A 16976-nucleotide genomic window follows, 5' to 3' on the forward strand; every position below is an offset into this window, starting at 1 on the left:
GAACTCTGTGTGACCGCGAGACGTTTTCCCGGTATCCGTTCCGTGCTCCGGCCGAGTGCGGACGGCGGGGAAGGCGACGGAGCGGTCGGGGGTGCGGATGGTGTGGATCGGATGGGCTCTGGCGGCGGTGTACGTGGCGCTGGCGGCCGTGCCGTGGACGGCCGGGCCGCTGCCGTCGGAGTCTGCCTCCTGGCGGCGATCCGGCCGTTCACGGCACCGCGCGGACCTGGTGGGGTCAGCCCATCCCCGGGCCGGCCGTACCGGCGAGGGCTTCGAGATCGCTCCTGCGGACCTTGATCACCAGCCAGGCGGTGAGCAGACCGAGCCCGGCCATGGCGGCCGCGGGGATGAAGGCGGTCGAGATTCCGTGCGCGAGCACCTCGTGTCCCCAGGGCGCGGGCAGCTGACGGGACTTGGCGAACTCCGCCTTCTGTTCCGGCGAACCGTCGGCGAGGAACCTCGGCAGCTGCTTCTTCGCCTCGTCCTTGCTGGCCGATCCGAAGACCGTGGTCAGGATCGACAGGCCCAGCGAGCCCCCCACCTGCTGCATGGCGTTGAGGAGTCCGGACGCCGCGCCCGCCTCGTGCTGGGCGACCCCCGAGACGGCGGTGACGGTCGCGGTCACGAAGTTCAGGCCCATGCCGAACCCGAAGATCAGCATCGGGCCCAGGATGCCGCCGAGGTACGAGCTGTCGGGCTTGATGAACGTCTGCCAGGTCAGCCCGACGACCACGAGCGCCGAGCCGGTCGTCATGAACGGCTTGGGGCCCAGGGTGGGCAGGAGCCGCTGCGACAGCCCCGCGCCGACGGCGATCGCGGCCGTCACGGGCAGGAAGGCCAGGCCGGCCCTGATCGGGCTGTAGCCGAGCACGTTCTGCACGAACAGCACGATGTAGAAGAACATGCCGAACATCGCCGCGGCCAGGCTCAGCATGATCACGTAGGTGCCGGAGCGGTTGCGGTCGGCGAACATCCGCAGCGGGGTGATGGGTTCCTTCGCCCGGGTCTCGATGAAGACGAAGGCCAGCAGCAGGACCACCGCGGCGCCGAACGACCCGAGGGCCAGGCTGTCGTGCCAGCCGTTCTCCGAGGCCCTGATGAAGCCGTACACCAGGGACGCCATGCCCAGGGTGGAGGTCAGCGCCCCCGCGATGTCGAACCGTCCGGGGTGCCGCTCGGACTCGCTGATGTACTGCGGGGTGAGAGCGACGATCAGCAGGCCGATCGGCACGTTGACGAAGAGCACCCAGCGCCAGTCGAGCCAGTCGGTGAGCATCCCGCCGGCCAGCAGGCCGATCGCGCCACCGCCGGCGGAGACGGCGGCGAAGACACCGAACGCCCGGTTCCGTTCAGGTCCTTCGGGGAAGGTCGTGGTGATCAGCGCCAGCGAGGTGGGCGACGCGATCGCGCCGCCCACGCCCTGCAGCGCGCGGGCCGCCAGCAGTTGCCAGGGCTCCTGGGCGAGGCCGCCGAGGAGCGAGGCGAAGGTGAACAGCAGGATGCCGGTCATGAACACCCGGCGGCGGCCGAGGATGTCACCGGCACGGGCGCCGAGCAGCAGCAGACCGCCGAAGGTGAGCGTGTAGGCGCTGACCACCCAGGTGAGGTCTGTGGTGCTGAACTTGAGGGCGTCTTGAATGTGCGGGAGCGCGATGTTCACAATCGTCGCGTCAAGTACCACCATGAGCTGGCAAGCAGCAATCACGGTGAGCGCGATGCCGGGCCGTCCCGCTCGGCGTGCCGCTCCCGGTTTCTGGTCCGATATCAGCTGAGAGGTCGTCACTGTGGGTCCCCCACGAAGGTGTTAGTGAACGCCCGCGTTCACTGTCGCGTCAACGGTAGTGAGTCCCCGGTAGAGAACGCAAGCGTTCACTTAATTGTGCGTCGCGTGCCGCGTCCCCCTTGTGTCGGCGCGCGCCGTGCCCCCGCTCCGGAATCCCCGCCTCACCCTCGCTCGCTGGAGAAACTCAGATGGATACCTCGCGCTGGACCGCCGCCCCGGCCCAGACGGCCTCCCCCCGTCGTCGTGGCGCGGTCCTCGAACGCGCGATCCTGGACGCGGCCTTGGAGCAGCTCAGCACCGTCGGCTGGAACGGCCTCACCATGGAGGGTGTCGCCGCCGGTGCCCAGACCGGAAAGGCGGCGGTCTATCGTCGCTGGTCCTCGAAGGAGGAGCTGGTCGCCGACGCGCTCCAGGCCGGCCTGCCGCCCCTGGAGGAGGCGCCCGACCTCGGGAGTGTGCGCGAAGACCTGCTGGCCCTGTGCGGGCAGGCCAGGGACGCGATGTTCTCGAGGCCCGGCTTCGCGCTGCGGTCGGTGATTCACGAATGCGATCCGATGCAGGTCGAGCGCTTCCATACCGTGATCTTCGAAGGGGTCGTGGAGCCGACCACCAGGCTGATCGGAGAGATCATCGATCGTGGAATAGAGCGGGGAGAGGTGCGCGCAGGCGCGGCCAACGACTATGTCCTCGATGCCATTCCGGCGATGATGATGTACCGCAACAAGATTTGTGGGAGCGAATGGGGTGACCAGGAGGTCAAGGAGATGATCGACGGATTCATGCTTCCGCTGCTGCTGTCGCACGGAGCCTGACCGATGTCTCCGGCGCTCCCCGACGTCATACCGGAAGCCGGGGTGTCGCTCGGGGATCAGCGCGGCGTACCCTAAGGGCGCCATGCCGTACGAACCACCTACTCACACCGTCGAGCGCTCCCTTCGCGCCACGACCGGAGCGAAGGTCATTGCCGGTGTCGACGAGGTGGGGCGCGGCGCCTGGGCCGGGCCCGTCAGCGTCTGTGCCGCGGTCACCGGTCTCCGTCGGCCGCCCGACGGCCTCACCGACTCCAAGCTGCTGACCGTCAAGCGGCGTACGGAACTCGCCGAGGTGCTGCGGGGGTGGGTCACGGCCTACGCGTTGGGCCATGCCTCGCCGGAGGAGATCGACGACCTCGGGATGACGGCCGCGCTGCGGCTCGCGGCGGTCCGTGCCCTGGAGGCGCTGCCCGTCCGGCCCGACGCGGTCATCCTCGACGGGAAGCACGACTACCTCGGCAGCCCGTGGCAGGTGCGCACGGTCATCAAGGGTGACCGATCGTGCGTGGCCGTCGCGGCGGCTTCGGTGATCGCCAAAGTTCAGCGCGACAAAATGATGGCCGAACTGGGTATCGACCATGCAGACTTCGGATTTGCGGACAACGCCGGGTATCCGTCACCCGTGCACAAGGCCGCACTGGAGGAGCGGGGCCCCACCCCGTACCACCGGTTGTCGTGGGCGTATCTTGATGCGCTGCCCCAGTGGCGGCACCTCAAGAAGGCCCGCAGCTGGGCGGAAGGAAGCGCCTCCGGGATCGAGGGCCAGCTCGGCTTCGATTTCTGAGGTTCCAGTCGCACTGTTGTGCCACCCGGTTCACCTGACCAGCACCAACGTTTGATAAAAATCAGCTCATGCCTCTCATTCCCGAGGAGCCTCAGATTCACGAGAGTGCCCAGGGTCCCCGCGTCACCCCGGCCAGTGGCCGAACCGCGCCGACCCCCCGCCCCGTACCCGGCCCCCGCCCCGCGGCCCCGTCGCGTCCCGGTCGTCCAGGCCCTCTGCGGCCCACGCCGCCGGTGCAGCGCTCGCCGCGTGACGTGGCCAAGCCAGGCCCGACGGGCCCGGCCGTGACCGCCGCGACAGCGGCGGCCCCGCAGATCCAGCTGGTCCCGGCCAAGGTCGAGAGTGCTCTCGACGCGGCCGAGGAAGCAGTGGACCTGCTCCTCGAATCGGGCCGTGCCCCCGGAGACGTGCTGGTGATCACCACCGGTGCGCAGCACCCGTGGGCCGACCACGAGCTGTCCTTCGGCGAAGCCTCCTACTGGGCGCAGCACGACGCGGGTGACGACGTCTTCTACACGGACGCCGCCACCGCCTCCCGTGCCGCGACCCGCCCCGTGGTCGTCGTCGCCGTCAACGGCGGCTCCGACGACGTCGCCGCCACCGCCCTCCCGTTGGCCCTCTCCCGGGCCGGCGCCCTGCTGATCGTCTGCGGCGACCCGCAGCGGATCAACTCGGTGCTGGGCGTGGGCGTCTGAGCCACCTCCGGCACCTCTGGGACTCCAGAGGTACCGAAGGGGCTGCGGCGACGGACTCGCACAGCGCTGCCTTCAGTGTGCCCGCACACCCGGCGACGGCCGCCGTCCGTCGCCAAGCCGCCGCCCCGGCGGACGGAGAACGCGTGCACCGGGCCGGCCCTGTCGAGTGACCCGGCGGCGGGGCGTCCGCTCCGGGCGGAGCCGACGCCCCCGCCCGGCCCGCTGCACGACACGTCCAGGGTGCCGTGCCCGGAGACGAGCGCCCGGCCCGTGCCCCTTCGAGGGCCGGAGCTCAGCGGGCGGCCGCGCGGCGCAGTACCTCGGAGACGGCGCCTCCGGTGCGCGGTGACAGCGGCGGGGCCTCCGACAGGGCGAAGGGCTCGGGAGGCGAGTCCGCGTTGGGACGTCGGCCGCCACGACCCTCGCCGAGCACCTGCCAGCCGTCACGCGTCAGCGTGATGTACGCCCCGCAGCGCAGCCCGTGCAGCGTGCAGGCGTCGCGCAGCCCCCACATCCAGGCCCCGTCCTCCTCCGTCCAACGCGCGTCCCCGTCGCGGCAGTAGAGCAGGACGGCGGTCCGCACGGGCGTGCGGCGGCGCAGGTCGTGCGGGATCACCCGGCGGAGCTGGGCCAGCAGCGCGTTGCGGAACATCCAGCCGTCGGCCGGGGCCGAGCGCCGGGTGAACGAGGCGCTGGCGCACAGCCGTTCATCCGGGTCGAGGACAGCCACGACCGCCGTGGTCGGTCTGGGGCGATGCCGGGCGTGCAGCCCGCTGACCACCTCGCGGGGGTTGCGCAGCAGCGGTATTCCGGCGTCGGCCCACTCTGCGGGCTCGAGCAGGCGACTGGCGGAAGCGGCGGACGCGGACGTCGACAACGATGCCGCCGAGGACGGAGCGAATCCGAAGGTCACGTTCCTCCCTTCGGCTACGCGCCCACACTGCGGGCGAGATCGGATTCGGGGGAGCGCACACCGCAGCGAAACCCAGCCGGGTCACAGACCAGCCGTGCGGGGAGCGGACCTCAATTCTTCCTGTCGAACTGGGATGCGGCAACGAGCAAATGGGGCCACCGGCTGTTATCTGGTGGTGTGTGACATATATCCCTACCCCGTGAGGTGCCGGGCGACCCCTGAGACGCTCGACCGAGGCGCCTTCACGCGCAGACCTTCGTGTCCCATTCGATCGTCCGCGGCCCGATCAGCCCTGAACGGCCAGCACCAGAGGCAGCACCCCTCGCGCCCCGGACCTCCGGAGCAGCCGTGCGGCGACCGCCAGGGTCCAGCCGGTCTCGGTGAAGTCGTCCACGAGCAGGACCGGGCCCTGAGCCTCGGCGAGGGCTGCGACGAGGGCGGGCGGTACGGTCAGCACACCGTCGAGGGCCTTCAGCCGCTGGGCGCTGTTGCTGCGCGACACCCGGGGAGCGTCATCGGCGTACTCCACGGAACCCAGCAGGGGCAGTCTGCCGATCTCCGCGATGCGCGCCCCCAGCGAGTGGACCAGGCGGGGCCTGGAGTGCGAGGCGACGGTGACGACACCCACCGGGCGAGGCTGCGCGTCGGCCGCGCCAGGGGCCCAGCCGCCGGGACCCTTCGCCCAGTCGGCCAGTACCTCCACCACGGCACGGGCCACGTCGTCCGGCACCGGCGCGTCCGGGGCCTGAGGCGCGAACAGCGGGCGAAGCCGATTGCCCCAGCCGATGTCCGACAAGCGCCCCAAGGCCCGCCCGGGCGCACTCTGTTCACCGGCCGGGATGCGTCCCTTGAGCTCGATGCCGATCGCCGGCAGGCCCGTCGGCCACATCCGCCGGGGCTCCACCTCGACACCGGCGCGGCCCAGGTCGACCCGGGCGGCGTCCACCGCGGCCGACGAGGTGTCCGCCGTGAAGCGAGGCCGTGCGCAGTTGTCGCAGCGGCCGCACGGCTTCGCTCCCTCGTCGTCCAGCTGACGCTGCAGGAATTCCATCCGGCACTCCGCCGTGGCCGCGTACTCGCGCATCGCCTCCTGCTCGGCCCGGCGTTGGCGCGCGACCCAGTCGTACCGCTCCGCCTCGTAGGTCCAGGGCTGCCCGGTCGCGATCCAGCCGCCCTTGACCCGCTTGACCGCGCCGTCCACGTCGAGGACCTTCAGCATGCTCTCCAGCCGGGAGCGGCGCAGTTCCACCAACGGTTCCAGGGCGGGCAGCGACACCGGGCCACCGGCCCGGGACAGGACGTCCAGGGTGCGGCGCACCAGATCCTCCGGCGGGAAGGCCAGTGAGGCGAAGTACTCCCAGATCGCCTCGTCCTCCCGGCCCGGCAGCAGGAGCACCTCGGCGTGCTCGACCCCGCGCCCCGCACGGCCCACCTGCTGGTAGTAGGCGATGGGGGAGGAGGGCGAGCCCAGGTGGACCACGAAACCGAGGTCGGGCTTGTCGAAGCCCATCCCGAGGGCGGAGGTGGCGATCAGCGCCTTGACCCGGTTGGCGAGCAGATCGTCCTCGGCCTGCTGCCGGTCCGCGTTCTCCGTCTTCCCCGTGTACGACGCCACGGTGTGCCCGCGCTGCCGCAGGAAGGCGGTGACCTCCTCGGCCGCGGCGACGGTGAGTGTGTAGACGATGCCGGAACCCGGCAGCTCGTCCAGATGGTCCGCGAGCCAGGCCATCCGGTGCGCGGCGTCCGGCAGCCGCAGCACGTTCAGGCTGAGGCTGTCCCGGTCCAGCGGACCGCGCAGCACCAGCGCGTCCGACGCGCCGCCGGTGCCCAGCTGCTCGGCGACATCGGCGGTCACACGGGCGTTGGCCGTGGCGGTGGTCGCCAGCACCGGTACACCTGGCGGGAGGTCGGCGAGCATGGTGCGCAGCCGTCGGTAGTCCGGCCGGAAGTCGTGCCCCCAGTCGGAGATGCAGTGCGCCTCGTCCACCACGAGCAGCCCGGTCGCCGCGGCGAGCTTGGGCAGCACCTGGTCACGGAAGTCGGGGTTGTTGAGGCGCTCCGGTGACACGAGGAGGACGTCGACCTCGCCGGCCGCGATCTCCGCCTGGATCGCGTCCCAGTCCTCGGTGTTGGAGGAGTTGATGGAGCGGGCGTGGATACCGGCCCGGGCCGCGGCCTCCACCTGGTTGCGCATGAGCGCGAGCAGCGGCGACACGATCACCGTCGGACCGCTGCCGTCGGCCCGCAGCAGGGAGGTCGCCACGAAGTACACCGCGGACTTGCCCCACCCCGTGCGCTGGACGACCAGGGCCCGGCGCCGGTCGGCGACCAGCGCCTCGATCGCCCGCCACTGGTCCTCGCGCAGCCGGGCCGTACCCGTGCCGTCCCCGACGAGACGGGCGAGGACGGCGTCCGCCCGGGCCCGGAGATCCGCGTTGCTCGTGTGCTCCATGCACCCATACAACAGGACGGGACGGACAGCCGGGCGGGCTGTGGACGAGCGCGGCGGCATTGTCGTGTCCCTGATTCGACTTATCCACAGCCTCAGGCGGAAGTGCGAGATCCGCGAGATCGTCACCGCATGACGAATCACAGCGAAACCGCTGAACCATCCGAAAACGGAGACATCCCGGGAGCCGCCGCCCCCTTCGGGCAGCCCGCCCACGAGGCGCAGGTCACCCTGCGCACCCCGGCCGAACTCGCCGATGCCCTGCCCTATCTCCTCGGGTACCGCCCCGAGGACAGCATGGTCCTGGTGGCCCTGCACGACCGGGGCGGCCGCGGCCGCTTCGGGGGACGGGCCAGGCTCGGCATCCCCGCGAACAGGGACGACTGGGAATCCGCGGCCCGCCAGCTGGCGCAGGGCCTGGTGACAGGCGGCGAGCGCAGGGGAGCCCGGCCCGAGCAGATGGTCGCCTACGTCTGCCAGGAACCGGCGCCCGGCGAGTCGGGACGCGACGTGATGCGCCGGCTCGCACCGCTGGCTCAGCTCCTGCGCACGGAATGCGGCCGCCTCGACGTGCCCGTGATCGAGGCGCTGTGCATCGCGGACGGACGCTACTGGTCCTACTGCTGCCCGGCTGAGGAGTGCTGTCCTGTCGACGGCACACCCATGGGCCTGCCGGGCACCTCGGTGCTCGCGGCCGCCGCCACCTACGCCGGCATCCAGGTGCGCGGCACCCTCCGCGAACTGCGCGCCAGGCTGCTGCCCTGGGAGACCGGTGCCGCGCTGGAACAGGAGACCGCCCTGGACCGAGCGGGAACGGCACTGGTGCCCCGCATCCTCGACGACACCTTCCGCGCCGAGGTGGCCGAGCAGACCCTCGCCCTCGCCGAGCGGCTCATGGGCCGCTACGCCGCGGCGGCCCCGGTCCCGGGCATCCACGAGGCGGACCTCCGCGACGACGGACTGCTCGCCCACGACGAGGCCGCGACCCTGATCCTGGGTCTCCAGGACCGCACCACCCGCGACCGGGCGGCCGCCTGGATGGAGGGCGACGAGGCCGGACCGGCCCTGCGCCTGTGGCGAGCCCTGGCCCGCCGTTGCGTGGGCCCGTACAGCGAACACGCCGCCGCTCCTCTGACCCTGGCCGGCTGGGTCGCCTGGTCGGCCGGCGACGAACTGGAGGCGCGGGAGGCCCTGGCGATGGCCCTGGGCGCCGACCACGACTACCTCTTCGCCCGCCTGCTGCACCAGGCATGCAACGAGGGACTGGACCCGGAGTCGATCCGCCGCTGCCTGCGCACCGAGCGCGCGGGCCGCGTTCCGGCCGCGAGCGCGACACCGACCCATGACAGCGATCCCCACCCGGCCGAACCCGTTCCCCACCTGGCCGATCCCGGTCCGGCCGTTCCCGATCCGGTCGATGCGGATGCCGACCACACACCGATCGCGCCCTCCGGCCCGAGGCGCCGACGCCGGACGCGCACCACGGACAGCACCGACGGCCGACGTTCACGGCCGGAGGGCACCCGTCAGCGGCAGACCACCCCGGGCCATCCCCGCCCCGGCACGTCCAGGCCGGCCGGCGCCACGCGCACGCGGGCGGCGCAGAAGAGCGACTCCCGGGACGACCGCACACCACAGAGCGGCATCGGGCCCGCAAACCCCGGCAGTCAGGGGGACGCATGAACGAAGCGCTGCCAAGCCTCGGTCGGCTCCGTGCTGCATGTGGTCTCACCGGCCGTGAGTGGCGTCGCGACCGCCGACCGCCGGCCCCGCGCAGGATCGGACTGCTGTTCCTCTCGGTCTTCCGGCGCAGGCCGGTCGGCCCGAATGCCCCTTCACCACACCGCCATTCGGTCGGCTTCGACGAGCGGAGGCGTGACCAGGAGGAGTCGGCCTCCGTTCACCTGAGTGGCGGAACGCCTGGACGAGCCGTTCCGCCGGCCGTCCCCCGTCCCCACCGAGCACTCCGTCCGATGCCCGGCGTGGCCCAGGCGTACAGAGAGCAGAAGAAGCCTCCCCATGCATCAGCCGACTCCGCCCTCCACCGCCGCCACCGACCGCCCACTCCGCGACGGACCGTCCTGGCTCACCTCCACGGACGGTGTCTCGCGGCAGCAAGGCAACCGCCCATCCCGGTCCACGCCCGCGCGAACGGCTCCGACCGCACCGGCTCCGGGGCGGGTCGGCGGGCTGCCGCCGACACACACCGCCATGATCTGTGTCGCGCTGCCCGGCCTCGCCATCTCCACGGAACAGGCCCAGCTGACCGGCCGTGGTCTGGAGGGGTTCTACCGAGCGGGCCGGCGACTGCTCGCACGCTGCCAGGTCCGTGTCGCCGGTCGCGAACCGCTCGCCGTGCAGGCCCGGATGACGGGAGCGGACTCCGCTCGCTTCATCGGCACGGTGAGGGTCTCTCCGGTGGCCGGTCCGGATCCCGACGTCGTCGTGGAACGGACCCGGCGCGCCGACGGCACCGAACGCATCACCCTGTACAGCTGCGCGCCCCACCCCTTGCGCCTGCCACTGGAGGTGGCCCTCGGCACGGACCTCGCGGACCTCGGTGCCATCGCCTCCGGCATCCCCGGCCCCGAACTCCCGGCCAGTGTCCACGGTTCGGGTCTTCGCTGGACCGCACCCACCGGCAACGCGGCGGTCACGGCGGAGCCGCCGCCCACGGACGCGATGGCCTCGGCAGGGCTGCTGTGCTGGGAGTTCGAGCTGGCGCCGGGGGGAACGGAGAGCGTGGAACTACGGGTACGCCAGGACGGCGTCGGCCCCCTGCGAGCCGTGGGCCGCGCCGCGACCAGCCCGCTGTCGCCGGCCAGGGCCACGGGCGACGATCCCAGGATCACGGCACTGCTCAGGACGAGCATCGACGACCTCCAGGCGCTGTTGCTCCGCGACCCCGCGCACCCCTCCGACACCTACCTCGCGGCCGGGGCGCCCTGGCGCTGCGGTCCGGCCCTGGCCGACGCGCTCGCCGCGGCCCGGATGACCCTGGCCCTCGGCACCCGTCTCGCCGCGGGCACCCTGCGCACCCTGGCCCGCGCCCAACTGCGCGGTCCGGGGGCGCGCAACGGCATGATCGTCGGCCCGCGACGCGACGCCGGAGCCCAGTTGCCACCGGCCTGCACGGGCATCGAGGCCACCCTGCTCTTCCCCGTCCTGCTGGCGGAAGCCCGCCGCTGGGGACTGCCGGAACAGGAGACACGGGAACTGCTGCCCGCGGCCGAACGCTGCCTGGCCTGGCTGCGCACCACGGTGGGCGACCACACCTACCTCCGCGACCCGCAGCCGGGCGGCCCCGCGCGCTGCGAGACCCAGGCCCACGCCCACCGGGCGGCCCTGCTCGGCGCCGACCTCCTGGACGCCTACGACCGGCCGGGCGGTGCCGGGCTGCGCGAGTGGGCGAGGGAGCTGAGGAAGGCGTTCCGGGAGGACTTCTGGGTGGAGGACCGAGGGGGCGGCCGTCCAGCGGCGGCCCTGGACCCGGACGGGCGTCCCCTGAACCAGCTCGGCTCCACCGCCGTCCACCTGCTCGACACGGGCCTGCTCGGGGCGGGCGAGCCGGCCGCCGGTCTCCTCGACAGGGTGCAGACGGAGCAGCTCGCCCGACTGCTCGGCGGTCCGGCCATGGACTCGGGGTGGGGGCTGCGCGGGCTGGGGACGAAGGAAGCGGGACACAACCCGTTCGGCCACCGGGCCGGGGCCGTCCGGGTCCAGGAGACGGCACTCGCCGTCGCCGGGCTGACCGCCGCGGGCTACGAGAGGGAGGCGGGCGGACTGCTGAGGGGCCTGCTGGCGGCGGCCGAGCACTTCGGCCATCGGCTGCCCGAGATGTTCGCCGGAGAACAGCGCACCGACGGAAGCGCCCCTCTGCCGCACCCCGCGGCCTGCCGTCCGGCGGCCACCGCGGCCGCCTCCGCGGTCCTGCTCCTGACCGCGCTGGCCGGCATCCGCCCCGACGCCCCCGCCGGCACCGTCACCCTCCGGCCGGCCCACAGCGCGCCCCTCGGTGAACTCGGCCTGACCGGACTGCGGATCGCCGGCTCGCCCTTCTCGGTGCGGGTCAGCAGGCTGGGTCTGGCCATGGTCGAGGAGGCGGCGGGCGGCCTTCAGTTGGGGGTGTGACCCGCCTGCGGGGATGGCGGACCCGGCACGGCGTGACGGCCACGGCGAAAGGGCGGCCGAGCCTCGGACACCCGCCGGAACGAACCCCGGGGTGCATACCGGAGCGAAGTGGATCAGCTGCCGAAGCAAGCGGCGAAGGGAGTGTTTATCGTCAGGCAGACGACTATGATCACCGCATGCCCTACGACCCGTCAGCTTTTCCGCCCTTCGCCGTCACCGTGGACCTGGTCGTGCTGACCGTGCGCCGCCATGCCCTGTGCGCGCTGGCGGTCCGCAGAGGCGAGCCGCCGTTCCAGGGGCGCTGGGCGCTGCCGGGCGGTTTCGTGCGGGAGGACGAGGATCTTTCGCAGGCGGCGGCGCGGGAACTCGCGGAGGAGACCGGGCTGAGCGCCCACGACCCCGACGCCCCCGCTCAGGACGGCGGAGCCCACCTGGAACAGCTCGCGACCTACGGCGACCCCAAGCGCGACCCCCGGATGCGGGTGGTCAGCGTCGCCCACCTCGCTCTCGCACCCGACCTGCCCGCACCGCGCGCGGGCGGCGACGCCAGCAACGCGCGCTGGGCACCCGTCGAGGAACTGCTCGCGCAGGGTGGCTACGGCCGGGACGGCGAGCCCGTCGCGCCGCTCGCCTTCGATCACACCCAGATCCTGTCCGACGGGGTCGAGCGGGCCCGCTCCAAGATCGAGTACTCCTCCCTGGCCACCGCGTTCTGCCCGCCCGAGTTCACGGTCGGCGAGCTGCGCAGGGTCTACGAGGCGGTGTGGGCCGTGGCGCTCGACCCGCGCAACTTCCATCGCAAGGTGACCGGCACTCCCGGCTTCCTCGTCCCCACCGGCGGCACGACCACTCGCCAGGGTGGTCGCCCCGCCCAGCTCTTCCGTGCCGGAGGCGCCACTCTGCTCAACCCGCCGATGCTGCGGCCCGAGGTGTGACCGGCCGACGGCGGGAACCCCGCGAGGTTTAAAACCCGCCATACCAGGAAAACCGGGCATTCCGCGCTATCTTCCCTAAGGTGATCCAGGCCTTCGGACTGACCAGCAATCCCCGCAAGGTGCACCCGCTCGCCGTCGACGACGTGACCTTCGAGGCGCGCGCGGGCCGCGTCACCGCACTCCTGGGTGAGGCGGGCGCGGGCAAGACCACGGTGCTCAGACTCATGCTCGAACTTCAACAGGGCCGTGGCATCACCTACTTCAGGGGCCGCCCCCTGCACCGCATCGCCCATCCCGCGCATGAGGTCGGCGTGCTCCTCGGCGATGTACCCGGTCACCCGGCCCGCTCCGTCCGCGGACACCTGCGGATGCTGTGCGCGGCGACAGGGGTTCCGGCCCGGCGCGCCGACGAAGTGCTCGAAGCGGTCGGCCTCGTCAGTCTGCGCGAGGAACGCCTCGGCACGCTGTCGCGCGGCATGGACCGTCGGCTCGGGCTGGCCTGCGCCCTGCTCCCGGACCCGCACACCCTCGTCCTGGACGAACCCACGGCCGGTCTCTCGACCCGCGAGGCGCACTGGCTGCACGACACGCTCCGGGCACACGCCGCTCTGGGCGGCACGGTCCTCTTCACCACCGCGGTACCCAAGGAAGCCGCCCGCGCCGCCGACCGGGTCGTCGCCCTGAAGGCCGGGAAGCTCGTCGCGGACCAGGAGGCCACCGAGTTCGCCCGCACCCGGTTGCGTCCACGCGTCGCCGTCCGCACCCCCCACGCCGCCCGGCTCGCCGCTCTCCTCACCAAGGAGGCCCGCACGGCCCACCGCTCCGTGGAGGTCGTCCGGGAAGACGGCAACCGCCTGTCGGTGTACGGCAGTACGACCGCCGAGGTCGGCGAGGCAGCGTTCCGCCACGGCATCCTCGTCCACCAACTCGCGGACGAGGTGGGAGACATGGTCCTGGGTGTCGTAGTGGATCCGCCGACGGACCAGCGGCGGCGGGGTGAGAGCGAGGGCGGCCGGGCAGCTGTGGAGGGCCTCCGACCGGCCGGTCCTCAGACGACCGTTGGAGGGACGCCTGCCGCTGCCGGTCGCCGGGACGTGCTCGCTGCTGCGGAGCGGCGCGAGGGCGCGGACGCGTCTCCGACCGCCCCGCAGCCCCGGACGGCACTCGGCCGGCCTCAGTCTGCGAGCACCTCGGAGTCGGCGCACCGGCCGCGCGCGACCGACGAGGAGCCGGGCCGTGGCTCGTCGGCGACGGACGCGGAACAGCCCGGTGCGACCGGACCCCACCGGTCCGCCGCCGAGGTGTGCACCGACCGCCCGACGCTCGCGTCCGACTCCTCGCCGCCGAACACGGACGTCTCCGCACACACACGTCTCACCGACTCCCACGCTTCGGTAGCGGCCCAGAACTCCAGCGCCTCCCCGTTCACCAAGCCGTCGGCGTCCACCGGGGCCACCGAGCCGTCCGGCCAGGTCACATCCATCAGAACGACGGCCGCCGTACCCGCCCAGCCGCCCGGCTCGTCAGGGTCCCACCAGCGGCCGGCTGCCGCGGGCGCCCAGCCATCGCCTGCCGGGTCCCTCCACCCGCCCGTACTCCCGGCCCCTGGCGCCCCACCCGCCTCCGCCGTATCCCCCCGGCCTTCCGCACGCTCCGTATCCGCCGAAGTTTCCACGGCTCGGCCGTCGATCGGCTCCGTACCCGTCGAGGTCTCGTCCGTTCACTTTTCGAACGACTCCGTGCCTGCCGGGAGCCCGGCCGCTCAAGAACCGACCGTCTCCGCGTCCGCTGAGCCTCCCGTCGTCCAGCGGTCGGCCCGTCCCGTGCCCGATGAGGACTCGACCGCTCAGCTTTCGACCGGCTCCGGACCCACCGAGGTCCCGACCGATCAACCGCCGACCGGCTCCGCGTCCGCCGGGCTCCCCGTTGATCAGCCGTCGACCCGCCCCACACCCGCCCAGGCTCCGGCTGCCCAACCGCTGGTCGACTCCGCACCCGCACCCGCACCCGCCCAAGGCCGCGCAGCCCGGAAGCCCACCGACTCCGCACACGGCGAAGAACCCACCGCCCAGCTCCGCGCCAGGCATCAGCGCTCGCACCCCCACCAGCCCGGGGCTGCCGGCGGCGGCGTCCGTGGGGACGCCATTCCGTCCCCCGCCCACTCGGCACGGCGGGCCATGGCCGCCGCTCCCGGTGCCCAGTCCTCCCTCCCGCCCCCCATCTCCGTCCGCTCCGCCCCGAGCCCGCTCCGTCCGCTGCGCTACGAGCTTCGTCGGGCGGCCGGGATCGGCGCCGGGTTCCTCACCTGTGGTGTCGTGCTGGTGGTGTCCGCCGTCACCGCTGTCCTGCTCGCCAGGCTCGGGCACACCCCCCAGGCGCGGCTGTTCGCGGCCTGGCCGCGCGAACTGCCGCTGCCCCCGGCGGCGCTCGGTGCCGGGCTGCTCGGCGCGCTGGCCTTCGGGGACGAGTTCCGCCACCCCGCGCTGGCGGCGGACCGCGGTACCGTCCCCCGCCGGCTGGGGCTGCTCACCGCGAAACTGCTGGTCTCCGGGGCCACCGCGATGCTGCTCTCGTTCCTCACCCTGGGCTGCGACGCCGAAGTGCTCTACCTCGTCTACGGTCGGGAGCCCGCCCAGGTTCCCGCCGACTGGCTTTCACTCACCGTGAGTTGGTTCGGGCTGGTCGTCGGCTGCTCCTGGGCCGGAGTGCTGGCGGCCGGTGTCTTCCGGTCCACCTCGGCCGGACTCGCCGCGGTGCTCGCCGTACCCGTGCTCGTCGTGCCTCTCGTACACAAGGCGCTGCAGGGACCGAGTGTGCGGATGGCCGCCGGGTTCCCGGCGCGGATGCGGGAAGCCCTCTTGCTCCAGTGGCCCTTCGGAGGCGGCCGGTACCTGGTCGGAGCGGTCCGGGTGCTGGTCCAACCCGTGGGCGGGGCAATGACGTTGTCGCTCACGGCGCTGCTCTGCGCGTATGTGTTCACCACCCTGCGGGCCAGGGCCCGATGACCATGGGCCGGGCGCTTCCGGTCCCGCCGTGCGCACAACTCCCCGCAGAAAGCCCGTTTCTTTCCGATAAGTCGTCAATTGCGACGGGGTGAGCGATCACCCTTTCGTGTGCTTTTCACCAAAGACCTCAAGGGAGTTGGAGACAGCGCCGACAAAGGATGCGTGAGTACCCTTGCGCACACCATGATGACCGCCGCCCGCTCCGCAGACTCTGGTCTGGTCGGCCCGGGCGAACTCGACCGCTACCCCTATACGGAAGCCCCCGTCACCGACCGTGTGGGTGTGCCCTCCTGGGAGGGCCCGGACCCGGAGCTGGGCCGTGTGGGACGACGCGCCGCGGGCAGCCGTGGCCGCGGGCTCCACGGTCAACTCGTCCAACAACTGGGTCAGATGATCGTCTCCGGCGACCTGGGCGCCGACCGCCCGCTGGTGCCCGAGGAGATCGGCCAGCGTTTCGAGGTCTCCCGCACCGTCGTCCGCGAGTCCCTCCGGGTCCTGGAGGCCAAGGGCCTGGTCAGCGCCCGCCCGAACGTCGGCACGCGCGTGCGCCCCGTCAGTGACTGGAACCTCCTCGACCCGGACATCATCGAGTGGCGGGCCTTCGGGCCGCAGCGCGACGACCAGCGCCGTGAGCTCAGCGAGCTGCGCTGGACGATCGAGCCGCTCGCCGCCCGCCTCGCCGCCGGCCACGGACGCGAGGACGTCCAGCAGCGCATGTGCGACATGGTCGAGATCATGAGCCACGCCATGGCGCAAGGCGACGCCCTGACGTTCTCGCGCGCCGACGCCGAGTTCCACTCGCTGCTCATCCAGGTCGCCGGCAACCGCATGCTGGAGCACCTCTCCGGCATCGTGTCGGCGGCCCTCCAGGTCTCCGGAGGCCCGGTCACCGGCTGTGACCGGCCGAACGAGACCTCCCTGGCCCAGCACGCGCGCATCGTCGACGCACTCGGCACCGGCGACGGCCTGGCCGCCGAATCCGCGATGCGCCAACTTCTCACCGTCCACCCCGAGGTGGAGCGTGTGGTGCCCGCCCCGCGCGAGCACTGACCCGCGCGGAGCGCAGAGCGTGCCGAGCGCGTCGAGCACCGAGTGCGGTGCGTGCCGAGCGCGGTGCGACGGGTCGGTGCCGTGCCCCCGGGGTGCCTCGGCCCGGGAGCCCGCTCCCGCCGGACCCCGCCGGATCCCCATCAGGGCTCCGGCGGGGTCCGGCGGCGCGGCGGACCGGTGGGGTGCGCGGTGACCGGTCGTGCGTCGGGTCGCACGGAAGGGTCGTACGTCAGGTTGTACGACGGATTGTGCGGCGGCCCCGTGGTGATCACGCGGTGTGCTCGCGGCGTGCTCACGGCGTGGTGTTCCGTCGGTGTGGTGTGGTGTGGTGTGCCGTCGCCGGAGGCGGCCGCAGGCGCGGTGCGAGGTTCCTGGACAGGTCTCGCGAAGGTGGTGTGACGCGCCCCGGGGTGGTCCGA

General features: G+C 72.6%; 11 protein-coding genes. 8 read left to right on the forward strand and 3 right to left on the reverse strand.

Annotated features, from left to right (window positions below; all coding sequences use genetic code 11):
- Positions 1 to 235: 235 nt before the first annotated feature.
- Entirely contained in the window at positions 236 to 1783 is a 1548-nt protein-coding gene (locus ACZ619_RS29595) for an MFS transporter (protein ID WP_469605180.1), read from the reverse strand.
- 188 nt (positions 1784 to 1971) lie between these two features.
- Here ACZ619_RS29595 and ACZ619_RS29600 point away from each other — a divergent pair, with 188 nt between their 5' ends.
- The 3 genes from ACZ619_RS29600 (at position 1972) to ACZ619_RS29610 (ending at position 4074) form a co-directional block, all read left to right on the forward strand.
- Complete coding sequence (locus ACZ619_RS29600) at positions 1972 to 2595, forward strand: TetR/AcrR family transcriptional regulator (RefSeq protein ID WP_469605183.1); 624 nt, start codon at positions 1972 to 1974, stop codon at positions 2593 to 2595.
- A gap of 82 nt (positions 2596 to 2677) precedes the next feature.
- Positions 2678 to 3379, forward strand: a complete 702-nt coding sequence (locus ACZ619_RS29605) for a ribonuclease HII (RefSeq protein ID WP_469605185.1) — start codon at positions 2678 to 2680, stop codon at positions 3377 to 3379.
- A gap of 68 nt (positions 3380 to 3447) precedes the next feature.
- On the forward strand, positions 3448 to 4074 hold the full coding sequence (locus tag ACZ619_RS29610) for a hypothetical protein (RefSeq protein WP_469605188.1): 627 nt from the start codon (positions 3448 to 3450) through the stop codon (positions 4072 to 4074).
- A gap of 292 nt (positions 4075 to 4366) precedes the next feature.
- Here ACZ619_RS29610 and ACZ619_RS29615 read toward each other — a convergent pair whose 3' ends face one another.
- Complete coding sequence (locus ACZ619_RS29615; RefSeq protein ID WP_469605191.1) at positions 4367 to 4987, reverse strand: hypothetical protein; 621 nt, start codon at positions 4985 to 4987, stop codon at positions 4367 to 4369.
- Positions 4988 to 5273: 286 nt separating this feature from the next.
- The gene (locus ACZ619_RS29620; RefSeq protein ID WP_469605193.1) at positions 5274 to 7439 is read right to left on the reverse strand and encodes a RecQ family ATP-dependent DNA helicase; all 2166 of its coding nucleotides are present in this window, start codon (positions 7437 to 7439) and stop codon (positions 5274 to 5276) included.
- 129 nt (positions 7440 to 7568) lie between these two features.
- Between ACZ619_RS29620 and ACZ619_RS29625 the strand changes: the two genes are divergently transcribed.
- The 5 genes from ACZ619_RS29625 to ACZ619_RS29645 all read left to right on the forward strand — a co-directional run bounded on the left by ACZ619_RS29625 (position 7569) and on the right by ACZ619_RS29645 (position 16557).
- Positions 7569 to 9119 (forward strand): DUF4192 domain-containing protein, encoded by a 1551-nt coding sequence (locus ACZ619_RS29625; RefSeq protein ID WP_469605196.1) that lies wholly within the window; start codon positions 7569 to 7571, stop codon positions 9117 to 9119.
- 528 nt (positions 9120 to 9647) lie between these two features.
- Positions 9648 to 11567, forward strand: a complete 1920-nt coding sequence (locus ACZ619_RS29630; RefSeq protein ID WP_469605198.1) for a glycogen debranching N-terminal domain-containing protein — start codon at positions 9648 to 9650, stop codon at positions 11565 to 11567.
- Positions 11568 to 11743: 176 nt separating this feature from the next.
- Positions 11744 to 12502 (forward strand): NUDIX hydrolase, encoded by a 759-nt coding sequence (locus ACZ619_RS29635; protein ID WP_469605201.1) that lies wholly within the window; start codon positions 11744 to 11746, stop codon positions 12500 to 12502.
- Between the two features lie 80 nt (positions 12503 to 12582).
- Positions 12583 to 15507 (forward strand): ABC transporter ATP-binding protein, encoded by a 2925-nt coding sequence (locus tag ACZ619_RS29640; protein ID WP_469605204.1) that lies wholly within the window; start codon positions 12583 to 12585, stop codon positions 15505 to 15507.
- 162 nt (positions 15508 to 15669) lie between these two features.
- Positions 15670 to 16557, forward strand: coding sequence for a FadR/GntR family transcriptional regulator (locus tag ACZ619_RS29645; protein ID WP_469605207.1), 888 nt, complete (start codon positions 15670 to 15672; stop codon positions 16555 to 16557).
- Positions 16558 to 16976: the final 419 nt, after the last annotated feature.

Source organism: Streptomyces sp. NPDC104367 (genome assembly GCF_055583825.1).

Bases quoted from the DNA above. Each gene is read 5' to 3' on its own strand.
- ACZ619_RS29600 (WP_469605183.1), top strand. From the start codon at position 1,972: ATGGATACCTCGCGCTGGACCGCCGCCCCGGCCCAGACGGCCTCCCCC.
- ACZ619_RS29605 (WP_469605185.1), top strand. From the start codon at position 2,678: ATGCCGTACGAACCACCTACTCACACCGTCGAGCGCTCCCTTCGCGCC.
- ACZ619_RS29610 (WP_469605188.1), top strand. From the start codon at position 3,448: ATGCCTCTCATTCCCGAGGAGCCTCAGATTCACGAGAGTGCCCAGGGT.
- ACZ619_RS29620 (WP_469605193.1), bottom strand. From the start codon at position 7,439: ATGGAGCACACGAGCAACGCGGATCTCCGGGCCCGGGCGGACGCCGTC.
- ACZ619_RS29625 (WP_469605196.1), top strand. From the start codon at position 7,569: ATGACGAATCACAGCGAAACCGCTGAACCATCCGAAAACGGAGACATC.
- ACZ619_RS29630 (WP_469605198.1), top strand. From the start codon at position 9,648: ATGATCTGTGTCGCGCTGCCCGGCCTCGCCATCTCCACGGAACAGGCC.
- ACZ619_RS29635 (WP_469605201.1), top strand. From the start codon at position 11,744: ATGCCCTACGACCCGTCAGCTTTTCCGCCCTTCGCCGTCACCGTGGAC.